Below are 23,676 nucleotides of genomic sequence, written 5' to 3' on the forward strand. Positions count from 1 at the left end.
ACTCCCTTACGCATCTGGCAATGGTCCGCCTCAGCGCACCAGCACCGAATCGGCGCCGTGGTCCTGGAAGAGCTGTTCGACCATCTGGCGGTTGTCATCGGTCACTTCGGCGGTGAGCAGGATCTTGCCATGCGCCACTTGATCATGATAGTGCTGGGCGTTGGGCGGGGAGATGCCGATGTCGACCAGCGCCCCGACCATCCCTCCGCTCCACGAGCCGTAGAACGCACCGGCCAGTGGGCCGAGCGTGATCAGCAGGTTGCCTGCCGTCGGATAAAGGGCGGTGGCGAACCCGGCGGTGAGGCCGAGCACCGCCCCGATGCCGGTGCCGATCAAGGTGCCGTCGATGATGTTATCCGTCTCGACTTGCTGTTCCACATAGTCGGGCAGTTGGTCCGCTTTGGAGATCGCCGAGACTTTGTCCTGCGGGACATACGGGGACAGGGCGGAGATCGCCGCCCGTGCCGCTTCCTGCGTCTCAAACAGACCGAACACGTGCTGTGCCATCCCGTTCACCTCACTTTAAGCTTTTGATGTAGAGAAAGAGCGACTCGACCTGCTTGTCGTTCAGACCGAGGCTGGGCGGCGCCGGCATCCCTTTGTCGGGACGGCCGTTGTGCAGCACCTGCTTCAGACCGTCATCGCCCAGCCGCCCGGCCGCTCCGGCCAGACCGGGGCCGATCTTGCGCTCGGCGGTGATGTTGTGGCATGCCGCACAGGACGTGGCGAACGTGTCCGCCCCCGCCTCCACCGACGGCTCGGTGGACGGCGCCGCTTGCATCCGGTCATCGGTCGGCGCGGCGAACAAAGCGTAGTACAAGCCCCAAAAGGCGAGGGCGGCGTAGACGAACTTCAGGAATGTCGGGACTTTGGCATGTCCCATCTTGATATCGGAGACGACGTCGTAGTGGCCTTTGTCTTGGTGCGTCTCCACTTCTTCGTCGCTCATGAAGACTTGTGACTGCGGAGTTGGCGCCGGGGTCTGGGGCGACTGCTGTTCAGGGTCCTCCGCGAACTTGCCGGCGGAATCCTTCGTTTGATCGTTGGGATCGCGCGGGTCTGCCATGTGCGTGCCCCTCCTTTCTCAAGATCAATACTCGTCTTGTACGAACTCATCTTGCAGCATGCGGTATTTGATGCCTTCCACATCTTCGTACTGCCCGTCCCGATAGGACCACCAGATCATCAGTCCCGCCCCGCATGTCATGCACAGGCAGACGGCGATCAGCAGCCAGGCTGCAGTGTTCATCGTATCTTCCTCCTTCAGCGGCCTGCTCAGTCTTTGTTTTGCGGAGCGGGCTTCAAACTCAACAGGTAGGCGACCAGATCGTCACGATCTTGTTTGCTTAGAAACGTGTATTTCGGCATGATCGAGCCGGCCCCGCCGATCTTTTGCGGGTTGAGCAGATGGGCGTGCTGCCAGTCGGCCGAGTAGCGCTGGCCGACCCACATCAGGTCCGGCCCGGTGCGGATCGTGCCGGTGACGACCGGCTGGTCGTAGTAGTAGTCTCCGGGCAAGGAGACCGGGCCCAGCTTGGAGTCGGCGCGTACCGGGCGCACCTGCTGGGAATGGCAGTAGTTGCAACCTTCGCGGATGTAGACATGCCGGCCGCGCGCTTCCGCCGAATCGGTCGGGTAGTTTTTCAGCTTGGCGGTCTGGGTAGGGGTCGTGACCCCTTCATCAAAATAGGGGAGGACGAGGGTGCCGATCACCCCCATCATCACCAGCAGGGCAGCTCCGATCAGCAAAATGCCGGGATTTTTCTCAGCATCATTGGCCATGTGCGTACACCTCGTTTCCTTAGGATGTCTTCATGAAGATCTCGTCGTCCGCCGTCACGTGGCGGCCAGCTGTCACCGTCTTGAACACGTTCCAGACGAAGAAGACCTGACCGAGGAACATCATCGTCCCGCCGACAGCGCGCGAGATCAGGAAGATGTGCAGGGATTCCATCATTTCCACAAACGACGCGCCGAGCTGCTTGCCGTCCATCCACTCGAAGCCTTGGATGATGCCTGCCGTCCACATCGCGAAGGCGAAGATGACAAACCCGAGCACCGACAGCCAGTAGTGCCAGTTCATCAGTGCGCGCGAGTAGATGTGGCGGTAAGCCACGCGCGGCAGGATGTAATAAAAGGCGGAAAACTGGATCAGCGAGAAGCCGGCGAACAGCGGCATGTGTGCATGCCCGACCGTCCAATAGGTGAAGTGCAGGATCGCGTGCGGCCCCATCAGCGACTGGAACGGCCCTTGGATGCAGGCCAGCCCGTAGAACAGGGTGCCGGTCATCAGGAACTTCAGTGAAATGTTTTGCGAGACTTTGTACCAGACGCCCTTCATCGTCCCGACCACGTTGGCGAGCACCGACCAGACCGGGATCAGCAGCAAGAGCGACGGGATGATCCCCGCCTTCATCAGCCAGAACGGAATCGGCCCGTTGATCAGATGGTGCGGACCGTTCCACACGTAAAACGCGGCGATCGTCCAGAAGCCAATCAGGGACAGTTTGTGCGAGTAGATCGGGCGCTGGGTCAGCTTCGGCAGCAGGTAATACAAGGTGCCGACTCCGACGGGCGTGATCCACAGGCCGATGATATTGTGCATGTAAAAGTACTGATAGTTCATCTGTGCCGATCCCGGACCGGCCCAGCCGGCCGGGATGTTGCCGACGATGTAGACGATGGCGAGAAACATGACCGACGCGATCCAATACCAGAGCGAGACGTACAGCACCCGCTCCTTGCGGTGCACGGCCGTCATGAACAAGTTCCATAAGGTCAGCGCCACACAGATCACGACCCCGATGTCAAAGAGCAACGGCATCTCGCCGTACTCGACACCGGTCTGATAGCCGGCGAGGATCGAGCCGGCGCCCACGATGTAGTTGAGATTCCAGTACGCTGCGGTGAACAAACCAACTTTTTCGCTGTACAGTTGCGTTTTGCACAGCACCGGCACCCCGTAGAGCGTGATGCCGAAGAACATGGTGGTCATCCAGCCGATCACGGCGGTGTTGACGTGCACAGGACGCAGCCTGCCGTATTGGAAATACTCCTGGAAGAACCGCGAGCCGGTCAGAAAGTCGGGATTGACCGACTTCAGGGCGACAATCAACCCTAACACCATGCTGGCCAGCAAGTAAAACAGAGCGGTGTAGAAGAAAAATTTCACCGTCAGGCTGCCTTTGGGAAAAGGGGAAGCAGCGGTGAGGGAGGTGCTTTGTGCCATGGTTGAATCTCCTTTCACTTGCAGGTATGCCGTTAAATGGGTTCCTTTAAAATGTTCCCAATGGCGGTAGGAGTATGCATGGCTGGCATGAGGTGCAGCGGGGAGGCATAGTGTAGTACGGAGCAGTGGAGAGACGACCTGAAGGGGGAGAAGTTGATGATCTACGCGTCGCGGTTCCTGCGGCTCGTCAGCCCCTATCTGCGCGGCCCGGATGTGACTGCATTGCAGGAGCGGCTCGTGGAGCTCGGGTTGATGTACGACCCGCCGGACGGCGTGTACGGACCGATGACGCTCGACGCGGTGCGGCGCTTTCAAGAGCTGCAAGGCTTGCAGCAGGACGGCGTGGTCGGCCCGGAGACGTGGTCGGCGATCGGCATCAGCGAGCCGGGCGTGCAGTTAAACGCCGCGCAGGCAGGAGAGTACCGCATCCAGATCGACACGGAGCGCTTCGTGCTTTACCTATACAAATCGGCCCATCTCGTCAAAACGTACTCGGTCGGCGTCGGCACCATGACCATGCCGACACCGCTTGGCGATTGGAAGATCACCCAAAAGGCGCTCAATCCCGGCGGCCCGTTCGGCACGCGCTGGATGCGCCTGTCGATCCCGTTTGGCGGCTACGGCATCCACGGCACCGACAATCCGTATTCGATCGGCAAAGCCGTCTCGCACGGCTGTGTGCGGATGTACAACAAAGACGTGGATGAGCTCTATGAATTGGTCCCGATCGGCACGCTGGTCAAAATCACAGGCGAAGCGCAGACGTCCCGCATCCTGCGCATCGGCGTGCCCTATGGCAACGATGTGATCGAAGCGCAGCGCATGCTGCAGAGCCTCGGCTACTACAAAGGCGACCTCGACGGGCTGTACGGCCCGAATACGGCGGCTGCCGTGCGCTCCTTTCAGGCGGACAAAGACCTCGTCGTCGACGGTATCGTCGGTCCGAACACGCTGGAGAGCATCGTCCAGCACTACGACGAAGCGCTCGGCGTGCGCAATCCGTAAACAAAAAAAAGCACCCGACCTTATGGTCAGGTGCTTTCTTGTCGTGCGGCTGCCGCTTCGGCGATCTGCGCTTCCCGCTGCAACACGCGCAAAAACGCTTCCACCGCCGGCGGCCAGAACTGCGTGCCACATCCTTCGGCGAGGATGCTCGCCGCTTTGGCGACCGGCATGGCGCTGCGGTAGGCGCGGTTGCTCGTCATCGCGTCGAAAGCATCGGCGACGGATGTCAGCTTGGCGAACAGCGGGATCTCCGCCTCGGTCAAGCCGTGCGGATAGCCGCGCCCGTCGGGGCGCTCATGATGGGAGAGCACGATCTCCAGCATCTTCTCGCGCTCTTCGGCGTTCAGATCGTCGAGCGTCGCCCCGCGCAGGAGCTCTTCGCCGATCACCGGATGCTGTTTCATCACGTCATACTCTTCCTGGGTCAGCTTGCCCGGCTTGATCAGCACGCTGTCCGGGATGCCGATCTTGCCGATGTCATGGAGCAGCCCGCCAAGACGGATGATGTCGAGGTCTTTTTCGGACAGCCCCAGCTCCCGGCCGATCTGCACCGCATAGTGGGCGACGCGCTCCGAGTGGCCCGCCGTGTACGGGTCGCGCTTCTCCAGCGCCGACGCGAAGGCGAGCAGCACTTGCTGATTGGCTTTGGTGATCTGGGCGTTCAGCGCCTCGACTTCGAGGATCTTCTTCTGGACGGTCTGCGCCTGCAGGATGCCGACGGTGCGCCAGTAATAGAGTCCGATCAGCGCGCACATGATCGTGCCGTTCATCAGCAAGCTGAGCTGCCAGGTTGCTCCCAGCGTATCGATGTACGCCGCGCAGATGAAATACAGGCTCAAGTACAGCGAGTCGATCAGATTGAACTTGAGCAGCTGGCGTTTCCAGCCGCCGACGCGCAGCGACACGCGAAACAGCCAGGACGACATGGCGACGGTGACCAGCTGCGTGATGCAGAGCGTCAGAAACATCGCCGGAAAAATGCCCAGCGGATTGTCTAAGGAAAACACCGTTTCCGTTAAGAAATGGGATACCTCGTAGATCGTCACTGCCTGGGTGATAAACAAAAGTAAATTCTTCGGCTTGTACGGCAGGCCGTGTTTGTACAGTTCCAAAGAGTACAAAACCAGCAAAATCATCACCGAGAACAACAGCACCGGCCAGCCGCCAATCAAGGAGGCGGCGATCCAGCACAAAATGTGCCCGTCATCGCGGAAGTTGCCGTGATTCCCAACCGGAACATAGTAGTACATGTTGTAGGCAGCGTACGTTAAGATAGCAAAAAGCAGATATTCCAGCAACATTTGCAAGACCCCCCAATCGCTTGCATAAAACTCCATTCGATAACAGATTAAAAAATCCTGCAAACAAAACAGCCCCTTGATAAAAAAATCCAAATAATCAGCAAGGGGCCGTTAATGGTGATTTGTCAAAACAGAAGTGGAGTTCCATTAAGAACTCGGCGCACGGTGATTTCATTCTTCTCTTCGATGATCGCCCGGCGGGGGATCGGCTCAAAGCTGCCGGGCGGATCGATAAAGTGCGCGGGCAAAGGATCTGGCGATTCGCTCTGCCAGCGGGACAGCCAGGCGTCCGGCACGCGCTCCGGCAAAGGGTCGCCGTTTAGCTCCGCCCAGAGCATCGTCCACGCCCGCGGCACGACGCGCCAGATGTCATACCCGCCGCCGCCGACAGCGACGAGGCGCCCGTCGCACAGCTCTTCGGCCAGCATCCGCGTGACTTGCGGCATCTCGCGGTAGATGCGCGTCGTCGCCGAGAGATGGGTCAGCGGGTCGTAGTGGTGCGCGTCACAGCCGTTCTGGTGGATGATGATGTCGGGGGCGAACTTCTGCAACGTCGGGATGACGACGGAGCGCATGGCGTTCATCCACGAATCGTCTTCTGTGAACGCTTCCAGCGGCACGTTCAGCGAATAGCCGTAGCCGCGCCCTTCGCCGCGCTCGACGATCTCGCCGGTGCCGGGGTAGAGGTATTTGCCCGTCTCATGCAGGGAGAGCGTCAACACGTCCGGATCTTCATAGAAGATCCACTGCACGCCGTCGCCGTGGTGGGCATCGGTGTCGATGTACGCGACGCGGGCGCCGTACGTTTCGCGCAGATAGGCGATGGCGACGGCGATGTCGTTGTAGACGCAAAATCCGGACGCCTCCGCCCGCCGCGCATGATGCAGGCCGCCCGCCATGTTCAGCGCATGGCGAGCGGCGCCGGACATCACCAGTTCGGCTGCAACCAGCGTTCCGCCGGCGATCAGCGATGTGGCGTCGTGCATCCCGGTGAAGATTGGCGTATCCTCGGTGCCCAGACCCCAGCGGGCAAAATCGTCCGGGTCGGCATCGGCTGCCGATGCGGCGATCACCGCCTCCAGATAGCGCGGGTCATGCACGCGGGCCAGCTCCTCAAACGTCGCCGGGCGCGGCGTGACGATCTGGCCGGGATCGAGCAGATCCAGCGTGCGGATCAGATCGAGCGTCATCTCCAAGCGTTTCGGATTGAACGGATGGTCTTCCGTAAATTTATACCGGGTAAACGCGTCGCTGTACACAAACGCGCTGTTTCCGTTTCCAGCCATGCGCTACACCTCGCCGTCTGTCACCGCGCACGGGTGCATCTTGACGCGGTATCCGGCCGCTTCGATGTCTTGGATGAAGCCGCGCGGGTCCATCGTCCGAATCCGGAAGACGATCGTCTTGTAGCCTTCTTTTCCGCCGGGGAAGACCATCACGGCCGATGTGTTGATGCGCCGGGCGCGCAGCAGGTCGGAGATCTGGGCGAGCATGCCCGACTTGTCGGGCACTTCCACTTCGATCCGCGAGGTCGGAGCGTTGACCCCCATCATCTCGACTAAGGTGCGCAGCACGTCGCGCTCGGTGACGATGCCGACCAGCTTGTTTTGGCTGACGACCGGCAGGCAGCCGATGAAGTGCTTGTAAATCTGCGACGCGGCGTCTTCGGCAAAATCGAGCGGATGCGCCGTGATCACCTCGTTGACCATCAACTGCTCGACCCGCACGTCGCAGAGGATCGAGTTATCGCCCGCCTGGTCCAGACTGGACGGCGCGGCGGCGCGCAGGTCGCGGTCGGAGATCAGGCCGACGAGAAAGCCGTCCTTGACCACGGGCAGATGCCGCAAGCGGTGGCGGCGCGAGATGTCGAGCGCTTCCTGCAAGGTGTTGTCGGGCGCAAGAGTCACCACGTCACGAGTCATGATCTGTTCTACGAGCATGTTGTCATCTCCCTCGCTAGTACTCGCGAAATACTTGCTTAATAGAAGAAGCGGTTCTTGAAGCGAACCTCGTTGAATTTCTCGATCGCATCGAGATCGATGCGCGATCCGATGCGGGCCATCAGCATGTTCGCCGGATGGGAGGTGATCTCCGGGTCATCGGTCGCAAACATCTCCATCCCGACCGAACCCATGATCTTTTTCATCACTTCTTTATAATCCCAGACGCTCAGTCCGGTGGTTTCCAAATCCCAGTGCCAGTAATACTCGGTTGAGATCACAATATAATCATCCATCGCGTCGTCGCGAAACGAGATGTCGAGCAGCGCTTTGGCGACGCTTCTGCCCCGGTACGGTGCGGCGACTTCGATCGCGCCAAGCTCGATCAGATTGTCCATCTGCGCCTCCGCCCAGCGCTCCATCGGATCGGGGTAGAGGTAGGTGACATAGCCGGCGACGACCGAGCCATGCCGGGCGATGATGATTCGCCCTTCCGGCAGCCCGGCGATGCCGATCACCGCCTGCTTTTGTTTTTCCGGCACGCGAAAGGCGGACAGGCCCTCGTGAAACTCATAAGCGGCCAGCCGCTCCGGCTCGACCGGACCTTCGATGATCAGTTCGCCGCCCGCAGTGGCGACCGTCTTGCTGAAGTAAGTCTTGGGATGTTCCATGGAAGGATTCACCTCCGTTGATGTCTCCAATTATACAATAATTTTTTGTCGAAGCCGCACATACAATCTACATAGAATCTACTAGAAAGAGGAAAACTATTCGTTGTGGCACTTTGTTAACTTGTGCTACAATGTGTAGCAACAAGATGAATGCGAATTTCGAATATTTTGGAGACGAAGGAGGGATCGGAGGATGTCTGATGCACAACACCAAGAGCTGATCGACGTGATGACGACCGGCTACAACCTGCAAAACTATGAGGACGCCTACGCCGCTTTTGATTGGAAAGAAGTCGAGAAGGAGTTCAGCTGGTCCACGACCGGCAACGTCAACGCTGCTTATGAAGCGATCGACCGCCATGTGGAAAGCGGACGCGGCGACGACATCGCCCTCTATTACAGCGATCCGGTTCGCGATGAGTCTTATACATTCGCGCAAATGAAAGCGCTGTCCAACAAGTTCGGCAACGTGTTGAAAAAATACGGCGTGAAGCAAGGCGACCGCGTCTTTATCTTCATGCCGCGCTCCCCGGAACTGTATGCGGCGCTGCTGGGGGCGGTGAAGATCGGAGCGATCGTCGGTCCGCTGTTCGAAGCCTTTATGGAAGCGGCGGTGAAAGACCGCCTGGCAGATGCGGAAGCGGTGGCGATCATCACGACGCCGAAATTGAAAGACCGCGTGCCGGTTGCCGAGCTGCCGGCGCTGAAGCACGTGTTTTTGGTCGGAGCAGAAGGCGAGCTGGCGGCGCATGAAGTGGATTTCCAGCAGGAGATGGACGCGGCGTCCGATCAGCTGGAGATCGCGTGGGTCGACCGCGAAGACGGGCTGGTGCTGCACTATACGTCCGGTTCGACCGGCAAGCCAAAAGGCGTCCTGCATGTACATAACGCGATGATTCAGCACTTCCAGACTGCAAAGTGGGTCTTGGACTTAAAGCGCGGCGATATCTATTGGTGCACCGCCGACCCGGGCTGGGTGACCGGCACGGCATATGGCATCTGGGGTCCGTGGCTGCACGGCGTGACGAACGTCATCCGCGGCGGTCGCTTCTCGCCGGAAGACTGGTACAACACCCTGCAGCGCTACAACGTCTCGGTCTGGTATTCCGCTCCGACGGCGTTTCGCATGCTGATGGGCGCGGGCGATGATCTGGTGAAAAAATTTGACCTGTCCTCCGTCCGCCACATCCTGTCGGTCGGCGAACCGTTGAACGCAGAAGTGGTGCGCTGGGGTTTGAAAGTGTACGGCAAGCGCATCCACGACAACTGGTGGATGACTGAGACGGGCGGGCAGATGATCTCCAACTACCCGTCGATGCCGATGAAGCCGGGTTCGATGGGCAAGCCGTTCCCGGGCATCTACGCAGCGATCGTCGACGATGCGGGCAACGAGCTGCCGGCGAACACGATGGGCAACCTGGCGATTCGCGCGCCGTGGCCGTCGATGATGCGCCGCATCTGGAACAACCCGGCGAAGTATGAAGAGTATTTCCGACTCCAGCCGTGGTACATCTCCGGCGACTCGGCGTACAAAGATGAAGACGGGTACTTCTGGTTCCAAGGCCGCATCGACGATGTGATCAACACGTCGGGTGAGCGCGTCGGCCCGTTCGAAGTCGAATCGAAGCTCGTCGAGCACCCGGCGATCGCCGAAGCGGGCGTCATCGGCAAGCCGGACCCGCTGCGCGGCGAGATCATCAAAGCGTTTGTCGCCTTGCGCGAAGGCTACGAGCCGTCTGACGCGCTGATCGAAGAGATCCGCGATTTCGTCAAAAAAGGCCTCGCCGCCCACGCCGCGCCCCGCGAGATCGAGTTCCGCGACAAGCTTCCGAAGACGCGCTCCGGCAAGATCATGCGCCGCGTCTTGAAAGCGTGGGAACTGGGCTTGCCGACCGGCGACCTGTCGACGATGGAAGACTAAGCGCACCAAAAAGCATCTCTGCCGGTACTTGGGCAGAGATGCTTTTTGTTTTGCAAGTCGCTTTTGGAAAAATATTTGCAAGATGGGTGAAACCACGGAGCTGGTTGATCCGTACTATATAGCAAAAGCAGGTATCCATACTCTTGGGAGGTAGAAATAGATGGCCCTTTTTAAACGACTGCGCGATTTGACGATGGCAAACATCAACGCATTGCTCGACAAAGCGGAAGATCCGGTGAAAATGCTCGATCAATATCTGCGCGACATGGAAGAAGACATCCAAGACGCTGAGTCGGCGGTGGCCAAGCAGATTGCGGTGGAGAAAAAGCTGCAGCAGCAGTACCTCGAAGCGGAAGAGCTCGCGACGAAGCGTGAAGCGCAAGCCCTGCAGGCGCTGGAAGCGGGCAATGAAGACCTGGCGCGCCGCGCGCTGGTCGACAAAAAGGCGATGGCCGAAAAGGCGGCCGATTTCAAAGCGCAGTACGAGAGCGCGAAAACGGTGGCCGACGGCCTGCGCGGCAAGCTCGGCGAGATGAAAGAGCAGCTCGGCGAAATGAAAAACAAGCGAGACACCTTGAAAGCCCGTGCAGAAGCGGCGAAGGCGCAAAAGCAGATCAACCAGACCCTCTCCGGCATCGGCTCCAACAACGCGGCGGCAGGCTTCTCCCGCATGGAAGACAAAGTGCTCCAGCTCGAAGCGGAAGCCGAAGCTTCGAATGAAGTGTCGGGCAGCAAGTCCCTCGACCGCGAGTTCGCCGAGCTGAACAAAAACAACACTTCGGAGATCGATGCGGAACTGGAAGCGCTGAAAGCAAAACTGAAAAAGTAAGCCGCATCATCCTCACAAGCTCGGGCGCTCAACAGGCCAGAGCTTGTTTTGATGATCCCAATTCCACAGGCCATTCTAAAAGCCCTGCTCGCTTCGGAGCAGGGCTGTTTCTATTGTTACAGATCGGGAAGATCGGCGCTGTCAGGATGGGCGATTTCGTCGGTGAAGGCCGGGTTCTCGTCGAAGAAGCGATTGTTGGTCTGCTGGCCCGGCTCCCACGGCGTGGATTTGCCGAGCGGCTGGTCATTAAACACCGATGCGCCGTACGGCCCTTCCGGAAACTCTTCCGGCACCAGCGTGTTGCTCACCGACTGCACATATTCCAGCTCATAGTTGCGAAACCATTTGCGCTTGCCTTTCTTTTCCATGATCTACACCTCCAATTCTGCAAAGTAGCGTTCCCATGTTTGAACCGCTTCATCCAAGGTTCATACTGGTGGGTATTGGAAAGCACAAAGGAGGTGCTGCCCGTGCCTGACATCGTCGAAACTCCGCAAAAGCGCGCCCTCAACACCGAGATTCAGCAAAACATCGACATTCTGAACCAAGAGCTGGGCGTGAAAAAAAGTTTCGATATGATCTGCCGGGAGCTGCAATACGGCGGCAAGCGGTTCGCGTTGTATTTTGTCGACGGTTTCGCCAAAGACGACATCATGAACCGCATCATGGAGCATCTGGCCAACCTTCCGCAAGATGCGCTGACCAGCGACGTGATCAAAAAACTGCTCGAAACGCAGATCGGCTACCTCGAAGTCGAGATCGTCGAGGACCTGGAAGCGGTCAAGACGGCCGTCCTCTCCGGTCCGCTCGTCTTTCTGCTCGACGGGGAAACGAAAGCGATCTCGATCGACGCCCGCACCTATCCGGCGCGCGGTCCGGCCGAACCGGATCTCGAACGGGTCGTGCGCGGCTCCCGCGACGGATTTGTGGAGACGATGATCTTCAACACCGCCCTGACCCGCCGCCGCGTCCGCGACCCGGGGCTGCGCATGGAGTACGTGCAGGTCGGCAAGCGCTCGAAAACGGATATCGTCATCTCCTACATTGAAGACGTCGCCAATCCCGACCTTGTCCAATTGATCAAAAACAAGCTCCAAGAAATCATCATCGACGGTCTGCCGATGGCGGAAAAGACGATCGAAGAGCTGATGTTCGGCCGCAACTGGAACCCGTATCCACTGGTGCGCTATACGGAGCGCCCCGACGTGGCGGCGGTGCATCTGCTCGAAGGGCATGTCCTGATCTATGTCGACACCTCGCCGAGCGTGATGATCACGCCGACGACCTTTTTCCATCATGTGCAGCACGCCGAGGAGTTCCGCCAGAAGCCGATCATCGGCGTCTATGTGCGCTGGCTGCGCTTTCTCGCCATCCTGTTCTCGATCCTGCTCAGTCCGCTCTGGATGGGGCAGGTGATGAACCAGACGTTTATGCCGAGTTTCTTCGAATTTACGATTCCGGAGCAGCAACTTGCGATCTCCCTGTTCTGGCAGCTGATCTTCGCCGAGATCGGGCTGGCGATGCTGCGCATGGCCGCCGTGCATACGCCAAATCCGCTCGGCGCGGCGCTCGGTCTCGTCGCCGCCTTGATGATCGGGCAGGTCGCGATCGAGATCGGCTTCTTCTCCAACGAAGTCATCCTCTTCACGGCGATCGCTGCGATGGGCACGTTCGCCACGCCGAGCTATGAACTGTCGCTGGCCAACCAGCTCGTGCGGCTGGGGCTGCTCGTGATCACCGGGATCTTCGGTTTTTTTGGATTCATCGCCGGCATCGTGCTCTGGCTGGTCCTGCTCATTCGTACCAAGTCGCTCGATACGCCGTACTTCTGGCCGCTCGTGCCGTTCAACTGGAACGCGCTGGTGCACGTGCTGTTCCGCTCGCCTGTCGAATGGAACACCAAGCGTCCCAAGATCCTGCACCCGCGTGACGACACCCGCAAGTAAAAGGAGAGTTCGCCGATGAGAGATCGCGTGATCGAACAGTATGAACAATTTATCAACCCCGGCCTGGCCCGGCTGCTGCGCGTAATGGGGCTGGCACAGGTGGAGGACGAAGCGCGCGGCTCCCGCGTGCGCGACACAGACGGGACGACCTATCTTGACTGTGTCGGCGGATATGGCGCCTATTCCTTTGGGCATCGTAACCAGAGAATTCTCGAAGCGGTCTCCGCACAGCTGCACCGGATGCCGCTGGCGAGCAAAGTGCTGCTGTCCAAGCCGATGGCCGATCTGGCCGAAAAACTGGCTCAGCTCACGCCGGGCGACCTGCGCTACAGCTTCTTTTGCAACTCGGGAGCGGAAGCGGTGGAAGCGGCGCTGAAGCTGGCCCGCCTGAGCACCGGGCGCAAGAAGATCGTCGCCGCGATCGGCGGTTTTCACGGCAAGACGTTCGGCGCGCTGTCCGCTTCTGGCAAAGACACGTACCGCGAACCGTTTCAGCCGCTGTTGGACGGCTTTTTGCATGTGCCGTTTGGCGACGCCGAGCTGCTGCGCCAACGGGTCGATGCAGAGACGGCGGCGGTGATTTTGGAGCCGGTGCAGGGCGAGGCGGGCGTGATCCTGCCGCCGCCGGGCTACCTGCAGCAAGTGCGGGCGATCTGCGATGCGTCCGGGGCGCTGTTCATCGCCGATGAAGTGCAGACCGGGCTTGGCCGCACGGGGAAACGATTCGCCGTCGAGCATGACGGGGTCGTGCCGGATATCCTCGTTTTGGCAAAAGCGCTCGGCGGCGGCGTGATGCCGATCGGCGCGGTGGTCGCCCGCCCGGAGCTCTATGAGCAGTATGCAGCGGCGCCGCTCTTGCACACCTCGACCTTCGGCGGCAATCCGCTGGCCTGCGCGGCCGCCAACGCCGCGCTGGACGTGCTGGTCTCCGAAAAGTTGGAGGAGCAGGCGGCGTGGAAAGGCGAGTACCTGCTGACCAAGTTGCGCGGCCTGCAGGAGCGCTATCCGGGCACGATCCAAGAGGTGCGCGGCATCGGCTTGCTGATTGGGCTTGAGTTCACGTCCGATGCGCTGGGCGGGCTGATCTTGAGCGAGATGATCGCCGGCGGCGTGCTGACGGCGTTTGCGCTGAACAACCTCAGCGTCACCCGCATCGAGCCGCCGCTGGTGATCGAGCAGCACGAGATCGATCAGGTCGTGCAGGTGCTGGAAGCGGCGCTGCAGTCGGGGGTTCAGCAGCTGCAAATCTCGTAAAGCTGCAAATTTCGTTAGAAAGGGGTGAAGGGACATGCCGAGTGTGGAAGTGAGCGAACTGATCGCCGGAGAGCGCAGCCGCGTATACGGTCTGATCTCCGATATGGAATCCTATCCGCGCTTCATGCCTTCCCTGAACAAGCTGGAGGTCGTCGAGAAAGGCGAGGGCTGGACGGTCACCTCGTGGGACACCTCGATCTCCGGCATGAATTTCCGCTGGCTGGAGCGCGATGAATTCGACCCGGGCAACGGCCGCATCACCTACCGCCAAGTCAGCGGCGACCTGAAGCGGTTCGAAGGGGAGTGGCGCGTGGAAGAGGCGGACGGGCAGTGCAAAGTGACGCTCGTCGTCGATTTTGATTTTGGTGTGCCGATGCTGTCCTCCCTGCTCAACCCGGTCGCGACTTTGAAACTGCGCCAAAACGGGGAAGCGATGCTGCGCGCGATCAAGTCGCGCTGTGAAACGGAGAGGAAGTAGATGGGCAAGTTCGGCTTTGTGATTCACCCGTTTGACACCCGTGACGTGGCGCGCAAATATCCGCTGGTCGACCGTTTTTCCAGCGAGTGGGTGGAGTCGTTTCTGAAACACGCCCCGCCGATCAACGCCCAGCACATGCAGAACATCCGCGTGCGCGGGGCGGAAGCGGAAGGGTGGCTGGTCGCGACCACCTTGACCTCCCGCCAGCTGCTCGACCTGCCCGTGCCGTTTGTGCTGCGCAAAATCATCGCCGCCTGCAAGAAAGCGGAGCGGCAAGGGGCGCAGATCATTGGCCTTGGCGCCTTAACTTCGGTCGTCGGGGACGCCGGCATCAGCGTCGCCCGCCAGTTGTCGATCCCGGTGACGACCGGCAATTCCTATACGGTCGCCACGGCGATTCAGGCGACCTGTCAGGCGGCAGGACTGATGGGCATCGACCTCGGTCGCGCCAATCTCTGCGTCGTCGGCGCAACCGGGGCGATCGGCGCGGTCTGCGCCCGGATGATGGCGGCCTCGGTCGGTCGGCTGATTTTGACGGCACGCAACGAGGAGAAGCTGGAAGGGCTGGCCGGGCTGATTTTTTCCGAGTCCGCCGTGCTCGCCGACATTCAGCCTGACCTGCGCGAGGCGGTGCGGGAAGCGGACATCGTGCTCGCCGTGTCCTCAGCGGCGGAAGAGCTGATCCATCCGGAAGACTTGAAGCCGGGCGCGGTGGTCTGCGATGTGGCGCGCCCCCGCGATGTGTCGCGGCGGGTGGCGGCGGAGCGCGACGACGTGCTGGTCATCGAAGGCGGCCTCGTCGAGGTGCCGGGCGGCTGGGAGGGCAAGCCGTTTTCGTTTGGCCTCCCGCACGGGATCGTCTACGCCTGCATGGCGGAGACGATGCTCCTCGCGCTGGAAGGGCGCTATGAATGCTTTACGCTCGGGCGCTCGATCGGCGTGGAGCAGGTGCGCGAGATCGATGCGCTGGCCCGCAAGCACGGCTTCCAGCTGGCGGCCTTTCGCTCGTTTGAACGGCTGCTCTCCCCGGAGCAGATCGGCGGCATCCGCCAGCGCGCCGATCTGAAGCGCAAGAAAAAAATCCTTGCCCCGTAAATTCGGGCAGGGATTTTTGTTCGTTTCAAAGAAATGGATACGAGCGAAGAATTAAGAAAAATCGACAGGCACATGCGTGCCCGGCTGCAGCGAGTCTTTCGGCATCTTCACGCGCAACATGCCGTCTTGATAGCTCGCCTCGACCCGGTCTGGCACGACGGCGACCGGCAGCGGCACGGAGCGGGAGAATTTGCCGTACATCCGCTCGCTGTAAAACAGGTCATCTCCTTCCTTTTCCGGCAGTTCGCGGGTCACTTCACCGCGGATGGTGATCATCGTGCTCTGCACGCGCACATCGAGATGCTCCGGGTGCCTGAGTCCTGGGACCTCCGCCAGCACGACGACATGGTTGGGGGTCTGGCGCACTTCCACGCGCGGGCCGAGCTCGCCGTAGGGCAGCAGTTTGTGCAGCATCGGCAGCACCTGCTCTTGGAAAAAATGGTTCATGTCACCACTCCTCTCTCTGTCGGTTCGCTGTAATAAGTTTGTGGTATGATGGTTGAGAACCACATATAGTATGGATACAAATCGATTCTGCACATACGTGCTTTTGCGAATGGAGATGGGGGGACCCTCATGGCGATTCAAAATGCCACCGATTCGAATTTTAACGAATTGATCGCGCAAGGAACGGCAGTTGTGGAGTTTTGGGCGCCCTGGTGCGGCCCGTGCCGGATGCTGGCCCCCGTTCTCGATGAGCTGGACCGGGAGCTCGGATCGAAGCTCCGGGTCATGAAAGTCAATGTAGACGAGTACGGACAGCTCGCTGCGCGGTTTCAGGTGATGAGCATTCCGCTGATCGTGCTCTTTAAAAACGGCAAGCCGGTGGAGAAAATCCACGGTTTCCAATCGAAAAAGGCCCTGCTCGACACGATCAGGCCGCATCTGTAAGCATCGCGCACAGGCGGTGCTTTTTTTGTGGTATGATGTAGGGATGAGGAGGGGGGAGGTCTATGGACACTCGCGAACAGATTCGTGAAAAGCTGAAGCTTCTGCCCGACAAACCGGGCGTCTACCTGATGAAAAGCCACGACGGCGAGATCATTTACGTCGGGAAAGCCAAAGTCTTGAAGAACCGCGTGCGCTCCTATTTCAACGGCGCGCATTCCGGCAAGACCCAGTTGCTCGTCTCGAACATCGCCGATTTCGAATATATCGTCACCAACACGGAAGTCGAGGCGCTGGTGCTGGAAGGCACGCTGATCAAAAAGCACCTGCCGATCTACAACATCAACCTGAAGGACGACAAGGCGTACCCGTATATCAAGATCACCGCCGACGAGCATCCGCGGCTGGAGATCACGCGCCGCGTGCAAAAGGACAAGGGCAAATACTTCGGCCCGTACCCGAACGCCAGCGCCGCGACGGAGACGAAAAAGCTGCTCGACCGGCTGTATCCGCTGCGCAAATGCAAGACCTTGAAAGACAAAGTCTGCCTGTATTATCACATCAACCAATGTGTCGCTCCATGCGAATATCCGGTCGAGCCGGAGACGTATGCGGGCATGATCAAAGAGATCTCCAAATTCCTCAACGGCGGCCATGAGGAGATCAAGAAGAACCTGCAGGACAAGATGATGCAGGAAGCGGAGAATCTGAATTTTGAGCGCGCCAAAGAGCTGCGCGACCAGATCGCGCAGATCGACCGCGTGATGGAGAAGCAGAAGGTCGACTTGCACGACAACGTCGACCGCGATGTGTTCGGCTATCACGCCGATAAAGAATACATGTGCGTGCAGGTCTTCTACATGCGCCAGGGCAAGATGATCGAGCGCGCGGTGGAGATCTTCCACTACCACGGCGACGAGATGGACGATTTCCTCTCGTATGTCGCCCAATTTTACATCGACAACCACGACCTGCCCCAAGAGATCCTCCTGCCGCGCGAAGGCGAAGGCACCGAGCTGATCGGCCAGTGGCTGACTTCGGTCAAAGTCCGCTACCCGCAGCGCGGCTCGAAAAAGCAGCTCGTCGACATGGCGAACGAAAACGCCCGCATCGCGCTGGATGAGCGGTTCAAGCTGATGGACCGCGACACGTCGCGCACGGTGAAAGCGATCGAAGAGCTCGGCGAAGTGATGATGATTCCGACGCCGCGCCGGATCGAAGCGTTCGATAACTCAAACATCCAAGGCACCGATGCGGTGGCGGCGATGATCGTTTTTGACGACGGACGTCCGAACAAAAAGGAATACCGTAAATACAAGATCAAGACGGTGGAAGGCCCGAACGACTACGCCTCGATGCAAGAGGTGGTGCGCCGCCGCTACACCCGTCTGCTCAAAGAAAATTCCCCGCTGCCCGACCTGATCGTCATCGACGGCGGCAAAGGGCACATCAACGCCGCGCTGGAAGTGCTCGAAGACGAGCTCGGCCTCGACATCCCGGTCTGCGGCCTGGCCAAAGACGAGAAGCACCGCACGTCGCAGCTGTTCCTCGGCCACGACCCTGTGCCGGTGTCGATCGACCGCAGTTCGCAGGCGTTTTATCTGCTGACCCGCGTGCAGGAGGAAGTGCATCGCTTTGCGATCACCTTCCATCGCCAGCAGCACGGGAAGAATGCGATCCGCTCGATCCTCGACGACATCCCGGGCGTCGGCGAAAAGCGCCGCAAAGAGCTGCTCAAGCATTTCGGGTCGCTTCCGGCGATCAAAAACGCGCCGGTCGAAGAGTTTCGCAAAATCGGCATTGGCGATAAGTTGGCGAAAGAAATTCTTGCCTATCTTGCACAAGTTTAGACCCTGTGTTAGAATGAGGGGCAGTTAAACAATTTAAGATTACAAATCTCATCTCTTATGAGGTGAGTAGAGGCGCGTTGCATCATCAGTACCGCGGGGAGAGCCCGAGAAGCTCTGGGAACCGCTATGGGAAAGGGATCATCGCCGAAGTCTGGGCCTGTTCACGGAAGGCGCACGGCTGGGTCTGCATTTAAGAGATGCAGAACTGTCACACAGGAGCGACCCAACGCCTGTGTGGAGTACTATCTCACATTTCGGGGGAGAGAGGGGATCACCACGACTATGCGCAGCCATAGAAGGACATCCTTCTACTGGCTGTTTTTATTTGCGTGACTCTCCGTCCTGTGAGACTGAAGTTCCCGAAAATTCAAGAATGGGAGTGGAGAAACAGTGGCGTTGATCGTACAAAAATATGGCGGCTCTTCGGTCGCCAACCCGGAGCGCATCAAGCGCGTGGCGAGCCGGGTGGCGGAGACTGCACAAGCCGGCAACCGAGTGGTGGTCGTCGTTTCGGCGATGGGAGACACCACCGACGATCTGATTGGATTGGCCGCACAGCTGACCGGGAATCCGTCGGCTCGCGAGATGGATATGCTGCTCACCACCGGCGAGCAGATCTCGATCGCTCTTCTGGCGATGGCGGTGCAGACGCTCGGACTGCAAAGCGTCTCGCTGACCGGAGGCATGGCCGGCATCAGCACCGAAGCGGTGCACGGCAAGGCGCGCATCACCGGCATCGACCCGGCGCGGATTCACCGTGAACTGGAGGCGGGGCAGGTGGTGATCGTTGCCGGATTCCAAGGGATGAGCGAGCTTGGCAACATCACGACGCTTGGCCGCGGCGGATCGGATACGACGGCGGTGGCGCTGGCCGCTGCGATCGGCGCCGACCTCTGCGAGATCTACACCGACGTCGACGGCGTATACACGACCGATCCGCGCGTGGTGAAGGCGGCGAAGAAGCTCGACCGCATCTCCTATGACGAAATGCTTGAACTCGCCAACCTCGGCGCCGGGGTGCTGCATCCGCGGGCGGTGGAGTTTGCGAAACAATATCACGTGGCGCTGATGGTGCGCTCCAGCTTTAACAAAAACACCGGGACGCTGGTCGAGGAGGAAGCTCAGATGGAACAGGGAATGATCGTGCGTGGCATCGCCCACGATATGAACGTGGTCAAGGTGTCGCTCGTCGGCGTGAAGAGCCGCATCGGCAACTTGCATCAAATCTTCCGCGCGCTGGCGGAAGCGTCGGTCAACGTCGACATCATCGTCACGTCGGTGGCGCATGAAGGGGTGTCTGACATCTCCTTCACCATCGAGCACGGCGACTTGGACACGGCCGTTCCGGTGCTGGAGAGCCTGCTGCCTGAATTTGGCGGGGCCGGTTTGGAAATGGAAGAAGATCTGGCGAAAGTGTCGATCGTCGGTGCCGGCATGATCTCCAATCCGGGCGTTGCCGCGCAGATGTTTGGCGCGTTGGCGGAAGCGGGTATCGGGATCAAGATGGTCTCAACGTCGGAGATCAAAGTCTCTTGCGTCATCGACAGAGCGCACGCCCATGAAGCGGTGCAGGTGCTGCACTCGACGTTCGGTCTGGACAGCGCCGAGACGGCCATCGTGTCCGGCTTGAGCGGGAATGAGTAAAAGAGGAATTGACAGCCGTTTTTTGGCATAGTAAGATATAGAAAATCTTGTTTGACAACTCAATAGATCAACTCTTATCGAGAGCGGCGGAGGGACTGGCCCTGTGAAGCCCGGCAACCTCGTTTGTGTACCGACACAAGCGAAGAGGTGCTAAATCCAGCAGACTTTTAGAGTCTGACAGATAAGAGGTGCGGAGTCCGATAAATGGAACCCCCTCTTCAATTTGAAGCGGGGGTTTTTGTTTTGCCCCTGTGACAGGAAACGGAGTGAACACAGCGTGGCATTGATCGTACAGAAATTTGGTGGCACCTCGCTTGCCGGGCCGGAGCAGATCCGGCAGGCAGCCTGTCGCGTGCAGGAGACGGTGCGCAACGGCTATGAAGCGGTCGTTGTGGTCTCGGCGATGGGACATACGACAGATCAACTCCTCGGGCTGGCCGGGCAATTGACCGATCAGCCTTGTCGCCGCGAGCTCGACATGCTGCTGGTGACCGGGGAGCAGGTCTCGGCAGCCTTGCTCGCCTTGGCCTTGCAAGCGCTCGGCGTGCCCAGCGTGTCCCTGAACGGTGCGATGGCGGGGATTCGCACCGAAGACTTGCACGGGGAGGCGCAGATTCTGAGCATCGACCCGCTCCGCATCCGGGCGGAGCTGCAGGCCGGCCGGGTGGTGATCGTGACCGGATTTCAAGGCGTGAACCCGGCCGGCGACCCGACGACGCTCGGGCGCGGCGGTTCGGACACTTCTGCGGTGGCGCTGGCGGCCGCCTTGAAGGCGGAGCTGTGTGAGATCTGCACCGATGTGGATGGGGTCTACACCGCCGATCCTAACGTCGTGCCGACCGCCCGCATGATCGATCGCCTGAGCTATGAAGAGATGCTGGAGCTGGCGACCGGCGGCGCGGTGGTGCTCCATCCCCGGGCGGTGGAGACGGCGAAAGCGAATCGGGTGCCGGTCACGGTGCGCTCCTCGTTCCATGCCGGAGCGGGCACATGGATCGGTGAAACAAAGGAGGAAGCGGGACGATGAGCGTGCTGCAGATTGGCGCAGTGGAATTGGAAAGCGGGGCGGTGCTGCCCGATGTGGAGATCGCGTATGCGGCGTACGGTACGCTTAACGAACGCGGCGACAATGCGATTCTCGTCTGCCACGCCTTGACCGGAGATGCGCAGGCCGACCAGTGGTGGGCGCCGCTGATCGGACCGGGGAAGGTCTTGGACATCAATCGGTATTATGTGGTCTGTTCGAACGTGCTCGGCGGCTGTGCAGGCTCGACCGGGCCCAAGACGCGCCCGGCGTTCCCGACGGTGACCATCCGCGACATGGTCGCGGCGCAGAAGCGCTTGCTGGAGCAGCTCGGCGTGCGTTGCCTGCAGTTGGTGCTCGGCGGCTCGATGGGCGGGTTGCAGGCGATCGAATGGGCGGTCAGCGATCCGAAGTTCGTGCGCCGCTGTGCCCCGATCGCGGCGTCTGCAAAGCTCTCGGCGCTGGCGATCGCTTACAACCACGTCATGCGTGAAGCGATCCTGATCGGCGGCCCGGCCGGCTTTGCCCTGGCCCGCAAGATTGGCATGATCACCTACCGTTCCTTTGACCTGTTCGAAGCGCGCTTCGGGCGCGAGGTGAAACATCCGCAAGCGCCGCTTGGCGAGACGGTGTTTCAGATCGAAAGCTATCTCGAACACATGGGGCAAAAGCTGCTCGGGCGTTTTGATGCAAGCTCCTACCTTTGCCTGCTCCAAGCGATGAACCTGCACGACATCGGACGCGGGCGGGGCGGAGAGATCGAAGCGCTGAAGCGGATCGAAGCGGATGTGCTGTGGGTCGGGATCGACACCGACCACCTCTATCCGCCGCAGGAGCAGAGGTCTTGGGCGAGACGCCTGGCCAGACTGGGCAAAAACGTCACCTATCGCGAGCTGTACTCGGAGTACGGACACGACGCCTTTTTGGTGGAAGGCGAGCAGTTGAGCGCGCTGATCGAAGAATTCTTGGCGGAAACGGGAGGGAATTGACATGAAAAAACAGGTAAAAGTAGGTTTGCTGGGACTGGGCACGGTAGGCGGCGGGGTGTATAAGACTTTGCTGAAAAACAGAGTGACGATCCTCGAGCGCACCGGCTGTGCCGTGGAAGTGGTCAACGTCCTCGTCCGCGACCGTGAGAAGGAGCGCGGCTTTGTGATCGATGACAAGGTGCTGTGTTTGGAGCCGCAGGAGCTGCTCGGCGATGAGCAGATCGACATTTATATTGAAGTGATCGGCGGCATCCATCCCGCCAAAGAGATCATCGAAGCCGCCTTGACCAGTAAGCGCCATGTGATCACCGCCAACAAAGAGCTGATGGCCAAACACGGCGCACAGCTGCTGCGATTGGCTGAGCAAAACGGCGTCCATTTGCTGTTCGAAGCGAGCGTCGCCGGAGGCATTCCGGTCATTCATATGCTGCAAGGCTACCTGACTGCCAACCGCGTGCATGAGATCTCCGGCATCTTGAACGGCACGAGCAACTACATTCTGACCGAGATGACGAAGACGGGGCGCAGCTTCCCCGAGGTGCTGGCCGAAGCGCAGGCGCTCGGCTATGCGGAAGCCGACCCGACCTCCGACGTCGAAGGATATGACGCCGCCTACAAGTTGGCGATCCTGACCAACCTCGCCTACGACGCCTGTGTCGAGGTCGAGGCGATCGACCGCCAGGGCATTTCGGCGATCTCCGGTCACGACCTGCTGCTCGCCGAGCGGATGGGCTATGCGGTCAAGCTGATCGGCCATGTGCAAGAGCAGGACGGGGCGGTGCAATTGTCGGTCAAACCGCGCTTGCTGCCGTCCGCTCATCCGCTGGCCCGCGTAGGCGATGTGTTCAACGCTGTCACCTTGCGCGCCGATGTCGTCGGCGACCTGACCCTGATCGGCCGCGGGGCGGGCGAGCTTCCCACGGCGAGCGCGGTGATCGAAGACCTGACCGCCCTGCTCACCCAAGGAGACACCATCCGCCGCCCGAGCTGGAAGCGCCCGCTGGCCGCAGCCGCGAAACGCCCGGAGCAGACCGGCTGCTACTTTCTGTCCCTGACTTCCTGTCCCGAGCAGGCACAGGAGCTGGCTCTGGCTGTGCAGCGCGCGGTCGAGTCGGCGGGCGGTCTGGTCGCCGACTACCGCACGGCCGTTGCAGCCGATGGCCTGCACCATGCGTGGCTGTTAGGGGGAGTTACGGAAGAGCAAGTGCACCGTACGGTCGAATATAGCTCGCAAATCGTCGCTGAGCCGCTGTCGACGCTTCTTTTGAACGTTGAAGGGGAAATCAAGACAGGTGTAAAATGGGAGGCAGAAGCTTCGGGATACGAAACGAACGCCCGTTATGCGTAAAAGCCGGCCGAATCGCGCAATCTGAATAGGTGAGAGTTGACAACTGCGTAGGAACTTGTCGCATTTGACAGTTTCTTGACATTACTTCTACTAAAACAGTACAATTTATGTTGCGTTGATTCGGCCGCCCGAGCCCCTCCGGGTCATGGACGGGACGGTCAAAGGAAGCAAAGGGGGGCGCCTTATCGCATCGTCATAAGGGGAGTACGGAGAGAAAAGAGAAAACACCGACTGTGAATTCGTTCGTTCACAGGTATCTTGGAA

The 23,676-nt window shown here is 59.8% G+C and carries 24 protein-coding genes and 2 riboswitches; of the genes, 13 read left to right on the forward strand and 11 right to left on the reverse strand.

What is annotated here, in order from left to right:
- Positions 1–30 precede the first annotated feature (30 nt).
- The 5 genes from EV586_RS13255 to EV586_RS13275 are packed head-to-tail and all read right to left on the reverse strand — an operon-like array spanning position 31 to position 3,229.
- Positions 31–507: a DUF1269 domain-containing protein gene (locus EV586_RS13255; RefSeq protein ID WP_132945593.1), complete on the reverse strand. Its 477-nt coding sequence runs from the start codon at positions 505–507 to the stop codon at positions 31–33.
- Positions 508–517: 10 nt separating this feature from the next.
- Positions 518–1,066 (reverse strand): c-type cytochrome, encoded by a 549-nt coding sequence (locus EV586_RS13260; RefSeq protein WP_132945594.1) that lies wholly within the window; start codon positions 1,064–1,066, stop codon positions 518–520.
- 24 nt (positions 1,067–1,090) lie between these two features.
- On the reverse strand, positions 1,091–1,249 hold the full coding sequence (gene ccoS / locus EV586_RS13265) for a cbb3-type cytochrome oxidase assembly protein CcoS (RefSeq protein ID WP_132945595.1): 159 nt from the start codon (positions 1,247–1,249) through the stop codon (positions 1,091–1,093).
- A gap of 26 nt (positions 1,250–1,275) precedes the next feature.
- On the reverse strand, positions 1,276–1,782 hold the full coding sequence (locus EV586_RS13270; protein WP_132945596.1) for a cbb3-type cytochrome c oxidase subunit II: 507 nt from the start codon (positions 1,780–1,782) through the stop codon (positions 1,276–1,278).
- A 19-nt stretch (positions 1,783–1,801) separates the two neighbouring features.
- On the reverse strand, positions 1,802–3,229 hold the full coding sequence (locus EV586_RS13275) for a cbb3-type cytochrome c oxidase subunit I (RefSeq protein WP_132945597.1): 1,428 nt from the start codon (positions 3,227–3,229) through the stop codon (positions 1,802–1,804).
- 156 nt (positions 3,230–3,385) lie between these two features.
- Here EV586_RS13275 and EV586_RS13280 point away from each other — a divergent pair, with 156 nt between their 5' ends.
- Complete coding sequence (locus tag EV586_RS13280) at positions 3,386–4,234, forward strand: L,D-transpeptidase family protein (protein ID WP_132945598.1); 849 nt, start codon at positions 3,386–3,388, stop codon at positions 4,232–4,234.
- Between the two features lie 26 nt (positions 4,235–4,260).
- Here the strand turns inward: EV586_RS13280 and EV586_RS13285 are convergent, their stop codons facing one another.
- The 4 genes from EV586_RS13285 to EV586_RS13300 all read right to left on the reverse strand — a co-directional run bounded on the left by EV586_RS13285 (position 4,261) and on the right by EV586_RS13300 (position 8,146).
- Positions 4,261–5,535 (reverse strand): HD-GYP domain-containing protein, encoded by a 1,275-nt coding sequence (locus EV586_RS13285; RefSeq protein ID WP_243653035.1) that lies wholly within the window; start codon positions 5,533–5,535, stop codon positions 4,261–4,263.
- Positions 5,536–5,660: 125 nt separating this feature from the next.
- The gene (locus EV586_RS13290) at positions 5,661–6,821 is read right to left on the reverse strand and encodes an acetoin utilization protein AcuC (protein WP_132945599.1); all 1,161 of its coding nucleotides are present in this window, start codon (positions 6,819–6,821) and stop codon (positions 5,661–5,663) included.
- Between the two features lie 3 nt (positions 6,822–6,824).
- Positions 6,825–7,475: a CBS and ACT domain-containing protein gene (locus EV586_RS13295; RefSeq protein WP_132945600.1), complete on the reverse strand. Its 651-nt coding sequence runs from the start codon at positions 7,473–7,475 to the stop codon at positions 6,825–6,827.
- Between the two features lie 38 nt (positions 7,476–7,513).
- A complete protein-coding gene (locus EV586_RS13300) occupies positions 7,514–8,146 on the reverse strand; it encodes a GNAT family N-acetyltransferase (RefSeq protein ID WP_132945601.1) in 633 nt (210 codons plus the stop codon).
- A 229-nt stretch (positions 8,147–8,375) separates the two neighbouring features.
- Here EV586_RS13300 and acsA point away from each other — a divergent pair, with 229 nt between their 5' ends.
- Entirely contained in the window at positions 8,376–10,067 is a 1,692-nt protein-coding gene (gene acsA / locus EV586_RS13305) for an acetate--CoA ligase (protein WP_481937764.1), read from the forward strand.
- 160 nt (positions 10,068–10,227) lie between these two features.
- Entirely contained in the window at positions 10,228–10,896 is a 669-nt protein-coding gene (locus EV586_RS13310; protein WP_132945603.1) for a PspA/IM30 family protein, read from the forward strand.
- 116 nt (positions 10,897–11,012) lie between these two features.
- Here EV586_RS13310 and EV586_RS13315 read toward each other — a convergent pair whose 3' ends face one another.
- A complete protein-coding gene (locus EV586_RS13315) occupies positions 11,013–11,264 on the reverse strand; it encodes a hypothetical protein (protein ID WP_132945604.1) in 252 nt (83 codons plus the stop codon).
- 102 nt (positions 11,265–11,366) lie between these two features.
- Here EV586_RS13315 and EV586_RS13320 point away from each other — a divergent pair, with 102 nt between their 5' ends.
- From EV586_RS13320 to EV586_RS13335, 4 genes are read left to right on the forward strand one after another with little or no spacing between them, the layout of a single operon-like run.
- Positions 11,367–12,842 carry a spore germination protein gene (locus EV586_RS13320; RefSeq protein ID WP_243653036.1) on the forward strand — a complete coding sequence of 492 codons (1,476 nt, stop codon included), beginning with the start codon at positions 11,367–11,369 and terminating at the stop codon, positions 12,840–12,842.
- Between the two features lie 15 nt (positions 12,843–12,857).
- Positions 12,858–14,096, forward strand: a complete 1,239-nt coding sequence (locus EV586_RS13325; protein ID WP_132945605.1) for an aminotransferase class III-fold pyridoxal phosphate-dependent enzyme — start codon at positions 12,858–12,860, stop codon at positions 14,094–14,096.
- 34 nt (positions 14,097–14,130) lie between these two features.
- Positions 14,131–14,574: a type II toxin-antitoxin system RatA family toxin gene (locus tag EV586_RS13330; protein ID WP_132945606.1), complete on the forward strand. Its 444-nt coding sequence runs from the start codon at positions 14,131–14,133 to the stop codon at positions 14,572–14,574.
- On the forward strand, positions 14,575–15,669 hold the full coding sequence (locus EV586_RS13335) for a shikimate dehydrogenase (RefSeq protein ID WP_132945607.1): 1,095 nt from the start codon (positions 14,575–14,577) through the stop codon (positions 15,667–15,669). It begins immediately after the preceding gene.
- Positions 15,670–15,720: 51 nt separating this feature from the next.
- Here EV586_RS13335 and EV586_RS13340 read toward each other — a convergent pair whose 3' ends face one another.
- A complete protein-coding gene (locus tag EV586_RS13340) occupies positions 15,721–16,116 on the reverse strand; it encodes an Hsp20/alpha crystallin family protein (protein ID WP_132945608.1) in 396 nt (131 codons plus the stop codon).
- A gap of 129 nt (positions 16,117–16,245) precedes the next feature.
- On the opposite strand from EV586_RS13340, the gene trxA reads away from it, so the two are divergent.
- From trxA to EV586_RS13370, 6 genes are all read left to right on the forward strand, one after another.
- Positions 16,246–16,560: a thioredoxin gene (gene trxA, locus EV586_RS13345; protein ID WP_132945609.1), complete on the forward strand. Its 315-nt coding sequence runs from the start codon at positions 16,246–16,248 to the stop codon at positions 16,558–16,560.
- A 62-nt stretch (positions 16,561–16,622) separates the two neighbouring features.
- The gene (gene uvrC, locus EV586_RS13350; protein ID WP_132945610.1) at positions 16,623–18,407 is read left to right on the forward strand and encodes an excinuclease ABC subunit UvrC; all 1,785 of its coding nucleotides are present in this window, start codon (positions 16,623–16,625) and stop codon (positions 18,405–18,407) included.
- Between the two features lie 59 nt (positions 18,408–18,466).
- Positions 18,467–18,660: riboswitch (Lysine riboswitch) on the forward strand.
- Positions 18,661–18,797: 137 nt separating this feature from the next.
- Positions 18,798–20,051, forward strand: coding sequence for an aspartate kinase (locus EV586_RS13355; protein ID WP_132945611.1), 1,254 nt, complete (start codon positions 18,798–18,800; stop codon positions 20,049–20,051).
- Between the two features lie 71 nt (positions 20,052–20,122).
- Positions 20,123–20,239, forward strand: a riboswitch (SAM riboswitch).
- An 89-nt stretch (positions 20,240–20,328) separates the two neighbouring features.
- Positions 20,329–21,078: an aspartate kinase gene (locus tag EV586_RS13360; protein WP_132945612.1), complete on the forward strand. Its 750-nt coding sequence runs from the start codon at positions 20,329–20,331 to the stop codon at positions 21,076–21,078.
- Entirely contained in the window at positions 21,075–22,064 is a 990-nt protein-coding gene (gene metX / locus EV586_RS13365) for a homoserine O-acetyltransferase MetX (RefSeq protein ID WP_132945613.1), read from the forward strand. The genes EV586_RS13360 and metX overlap by 4 nt, the downstream gene beginning before the upstream one ends.
- Before the next feature lies 1 nt (position 22,065).
- Positions 22,066–23,412 (forward strand): homoserine dehydrogenase, encoded by a 1,347-nt coding sequence (locus tag EV586_RS13370; protein WP_132945614.1) that lies wholly within the window; start codon positions 22,066–22,068, stop codon positions 23,410–23,412.
- The last annotated feature ends 264 nt before the right edge of the window (positions 23,413–23,676 follow it).

The organism is Tumebacillus sp. BK434, assembly GCF_004340785.1.
Lineage (GTDB): Bacteria > Bacillota > Bacilli > Tumebacillales > Tumebacillaceae > Tumebacillus_A.

Coding starts and splice junctions, on each gene's coding strand:
- EV586_RS13255 (WP_132945593.1), bottom strand. CDS start 507: ATGGCACAGCACGTGTTCGGTCTGTTTGAGACGCAGGAAGCGGCACGG.
- EV586_RS13260 (WP_132945594.1), bottom strand. CDS start 1,066: ATGGCAGACCCGCGCGATCCCAACGATCAAACGAAGGATTCCGCCGGC.
- ccoS (WP_132945595.1), bottom strand. CDS start 1,249: ATGAACACTGCAGCCTGGCTGCTGATCGCCGTCTGCCTGTGCATGACA.
- EV586_RS13270 (WP_132945596.1), bottom strand. CDS start 1,782: ATGGCCAATGATGCTGAGAAAAATCCCGGCATTTTGCTGATCGGAGCT.
- EV586_RS13275 (WP_132945597.1), bottom strand. CDS start 3,229: ATGGCACAAAGCACCTCCCTCACCGCTGCTTCCCCTTTTCCCAAAGGC.
- EV586_RS13280 (WP_132945598.1), top strand. CDS start 3,386: ATGATCTACGCGTCGCGGTTCCTGCGGCTCGTCAGCCCCTATCTGCGC.
- EV586_RS13285 (WP_243653035.1), bottom strand. CDS start 5,535: ATGTTGCTGGAATATCTGCTTTTTGCTATCTTAACGTACGCTGCCTAC.
- EV586_RS13290 (WP_132945599.1), bottom strand. CDS start 6,821: ATGGCTGGAAACGGAAACAGCGCGTTTGTGTACAGCGACGCGTTTACC.
- EV586_RS13295 (WP_132945600.1), bottom strand. CDS start 7,475: ATGCTCGTAGAACAGATCATGACTCGTGACGTGGTGACTCTTGCGCCC.
- EV586_RS13300 (WP_132945601.1), bottom strand. CDS start 8,146: ATGGAACATCCCAAGACTTACTTCAGCAAGACGGTCGCCACTGCGGGC.
- acsA (WP_481937764.1), top strand. CDS start 8,376: ATGACGACCGGCTACAACCTGCAAAACTATGAGGACGCCTACGCCGCT.
- EV586_RS13310 (WP_132945603.1), top strand. CDS start 10,228: ATGGCCCTTTTTAAACGACTGCGCGATTTGACGATGGCAAACATCAAC.
- EV586_RS13315 (WP_132945604.1), bottom strand. CDS start 11,264: ATGGAAAAGAAAGGCAAGCGCAAATGGTTTCGCAACTATGAGCTGGAA.
- EV586_RS13325 (WP_132945605.1), top strand. CDS start 12,858: ATGAGAGATCGCGTGATCGAACAGTATGAACAATTTATCAACCCCGGC.
- EV586_RS13330 (WP_132945606.1), top strand. CDS start 14,131: ATGCCGAGTGTGGAAGTGAGCGAACTGATCGCCGGAGAGCGCAGCCGC.
- EV586_RS13335 (WP_132945607.1), top strand. CDS start 14,575: ATGGGCAAGTTCGGCTTTGTGATTCACCCGTTTGACACCCGTGACGTG.
- EV586_RS13340 (WP_132945608.1), bottom strand. CDS start 16,116: ATGAACCATTTTTTCCAAGAGCAGGTGCTGCCGATGCTGCACAAACTG.
- trxA (WP_132945609.1), top strand. CDS start 16,246: ATGGCGATTCAAAATGCCACCGATTCGAATTTTAACGAATTGATCGCG.
- uvrC (WP_132945610.1), top strand. CDS start 16,623: ATGGACACTCGCGAACAGATTCGTGAAAAGCTGAAGCTTCTGCCCGAC.
- metX (WP_132945613.1), top strand. CDS start 21,075: ATGAGCGTGCTGCAGATTGGCGCAGTGGAATTGGAAAGCGGGGCGGTG.
- EV586_RS13370 (WP_132945614.1), top strand. CDS start 22,066: ATGAAAAAACAGGTAAAAGTAGGTTTGCTGGGACTGGGCACGGTAGGC.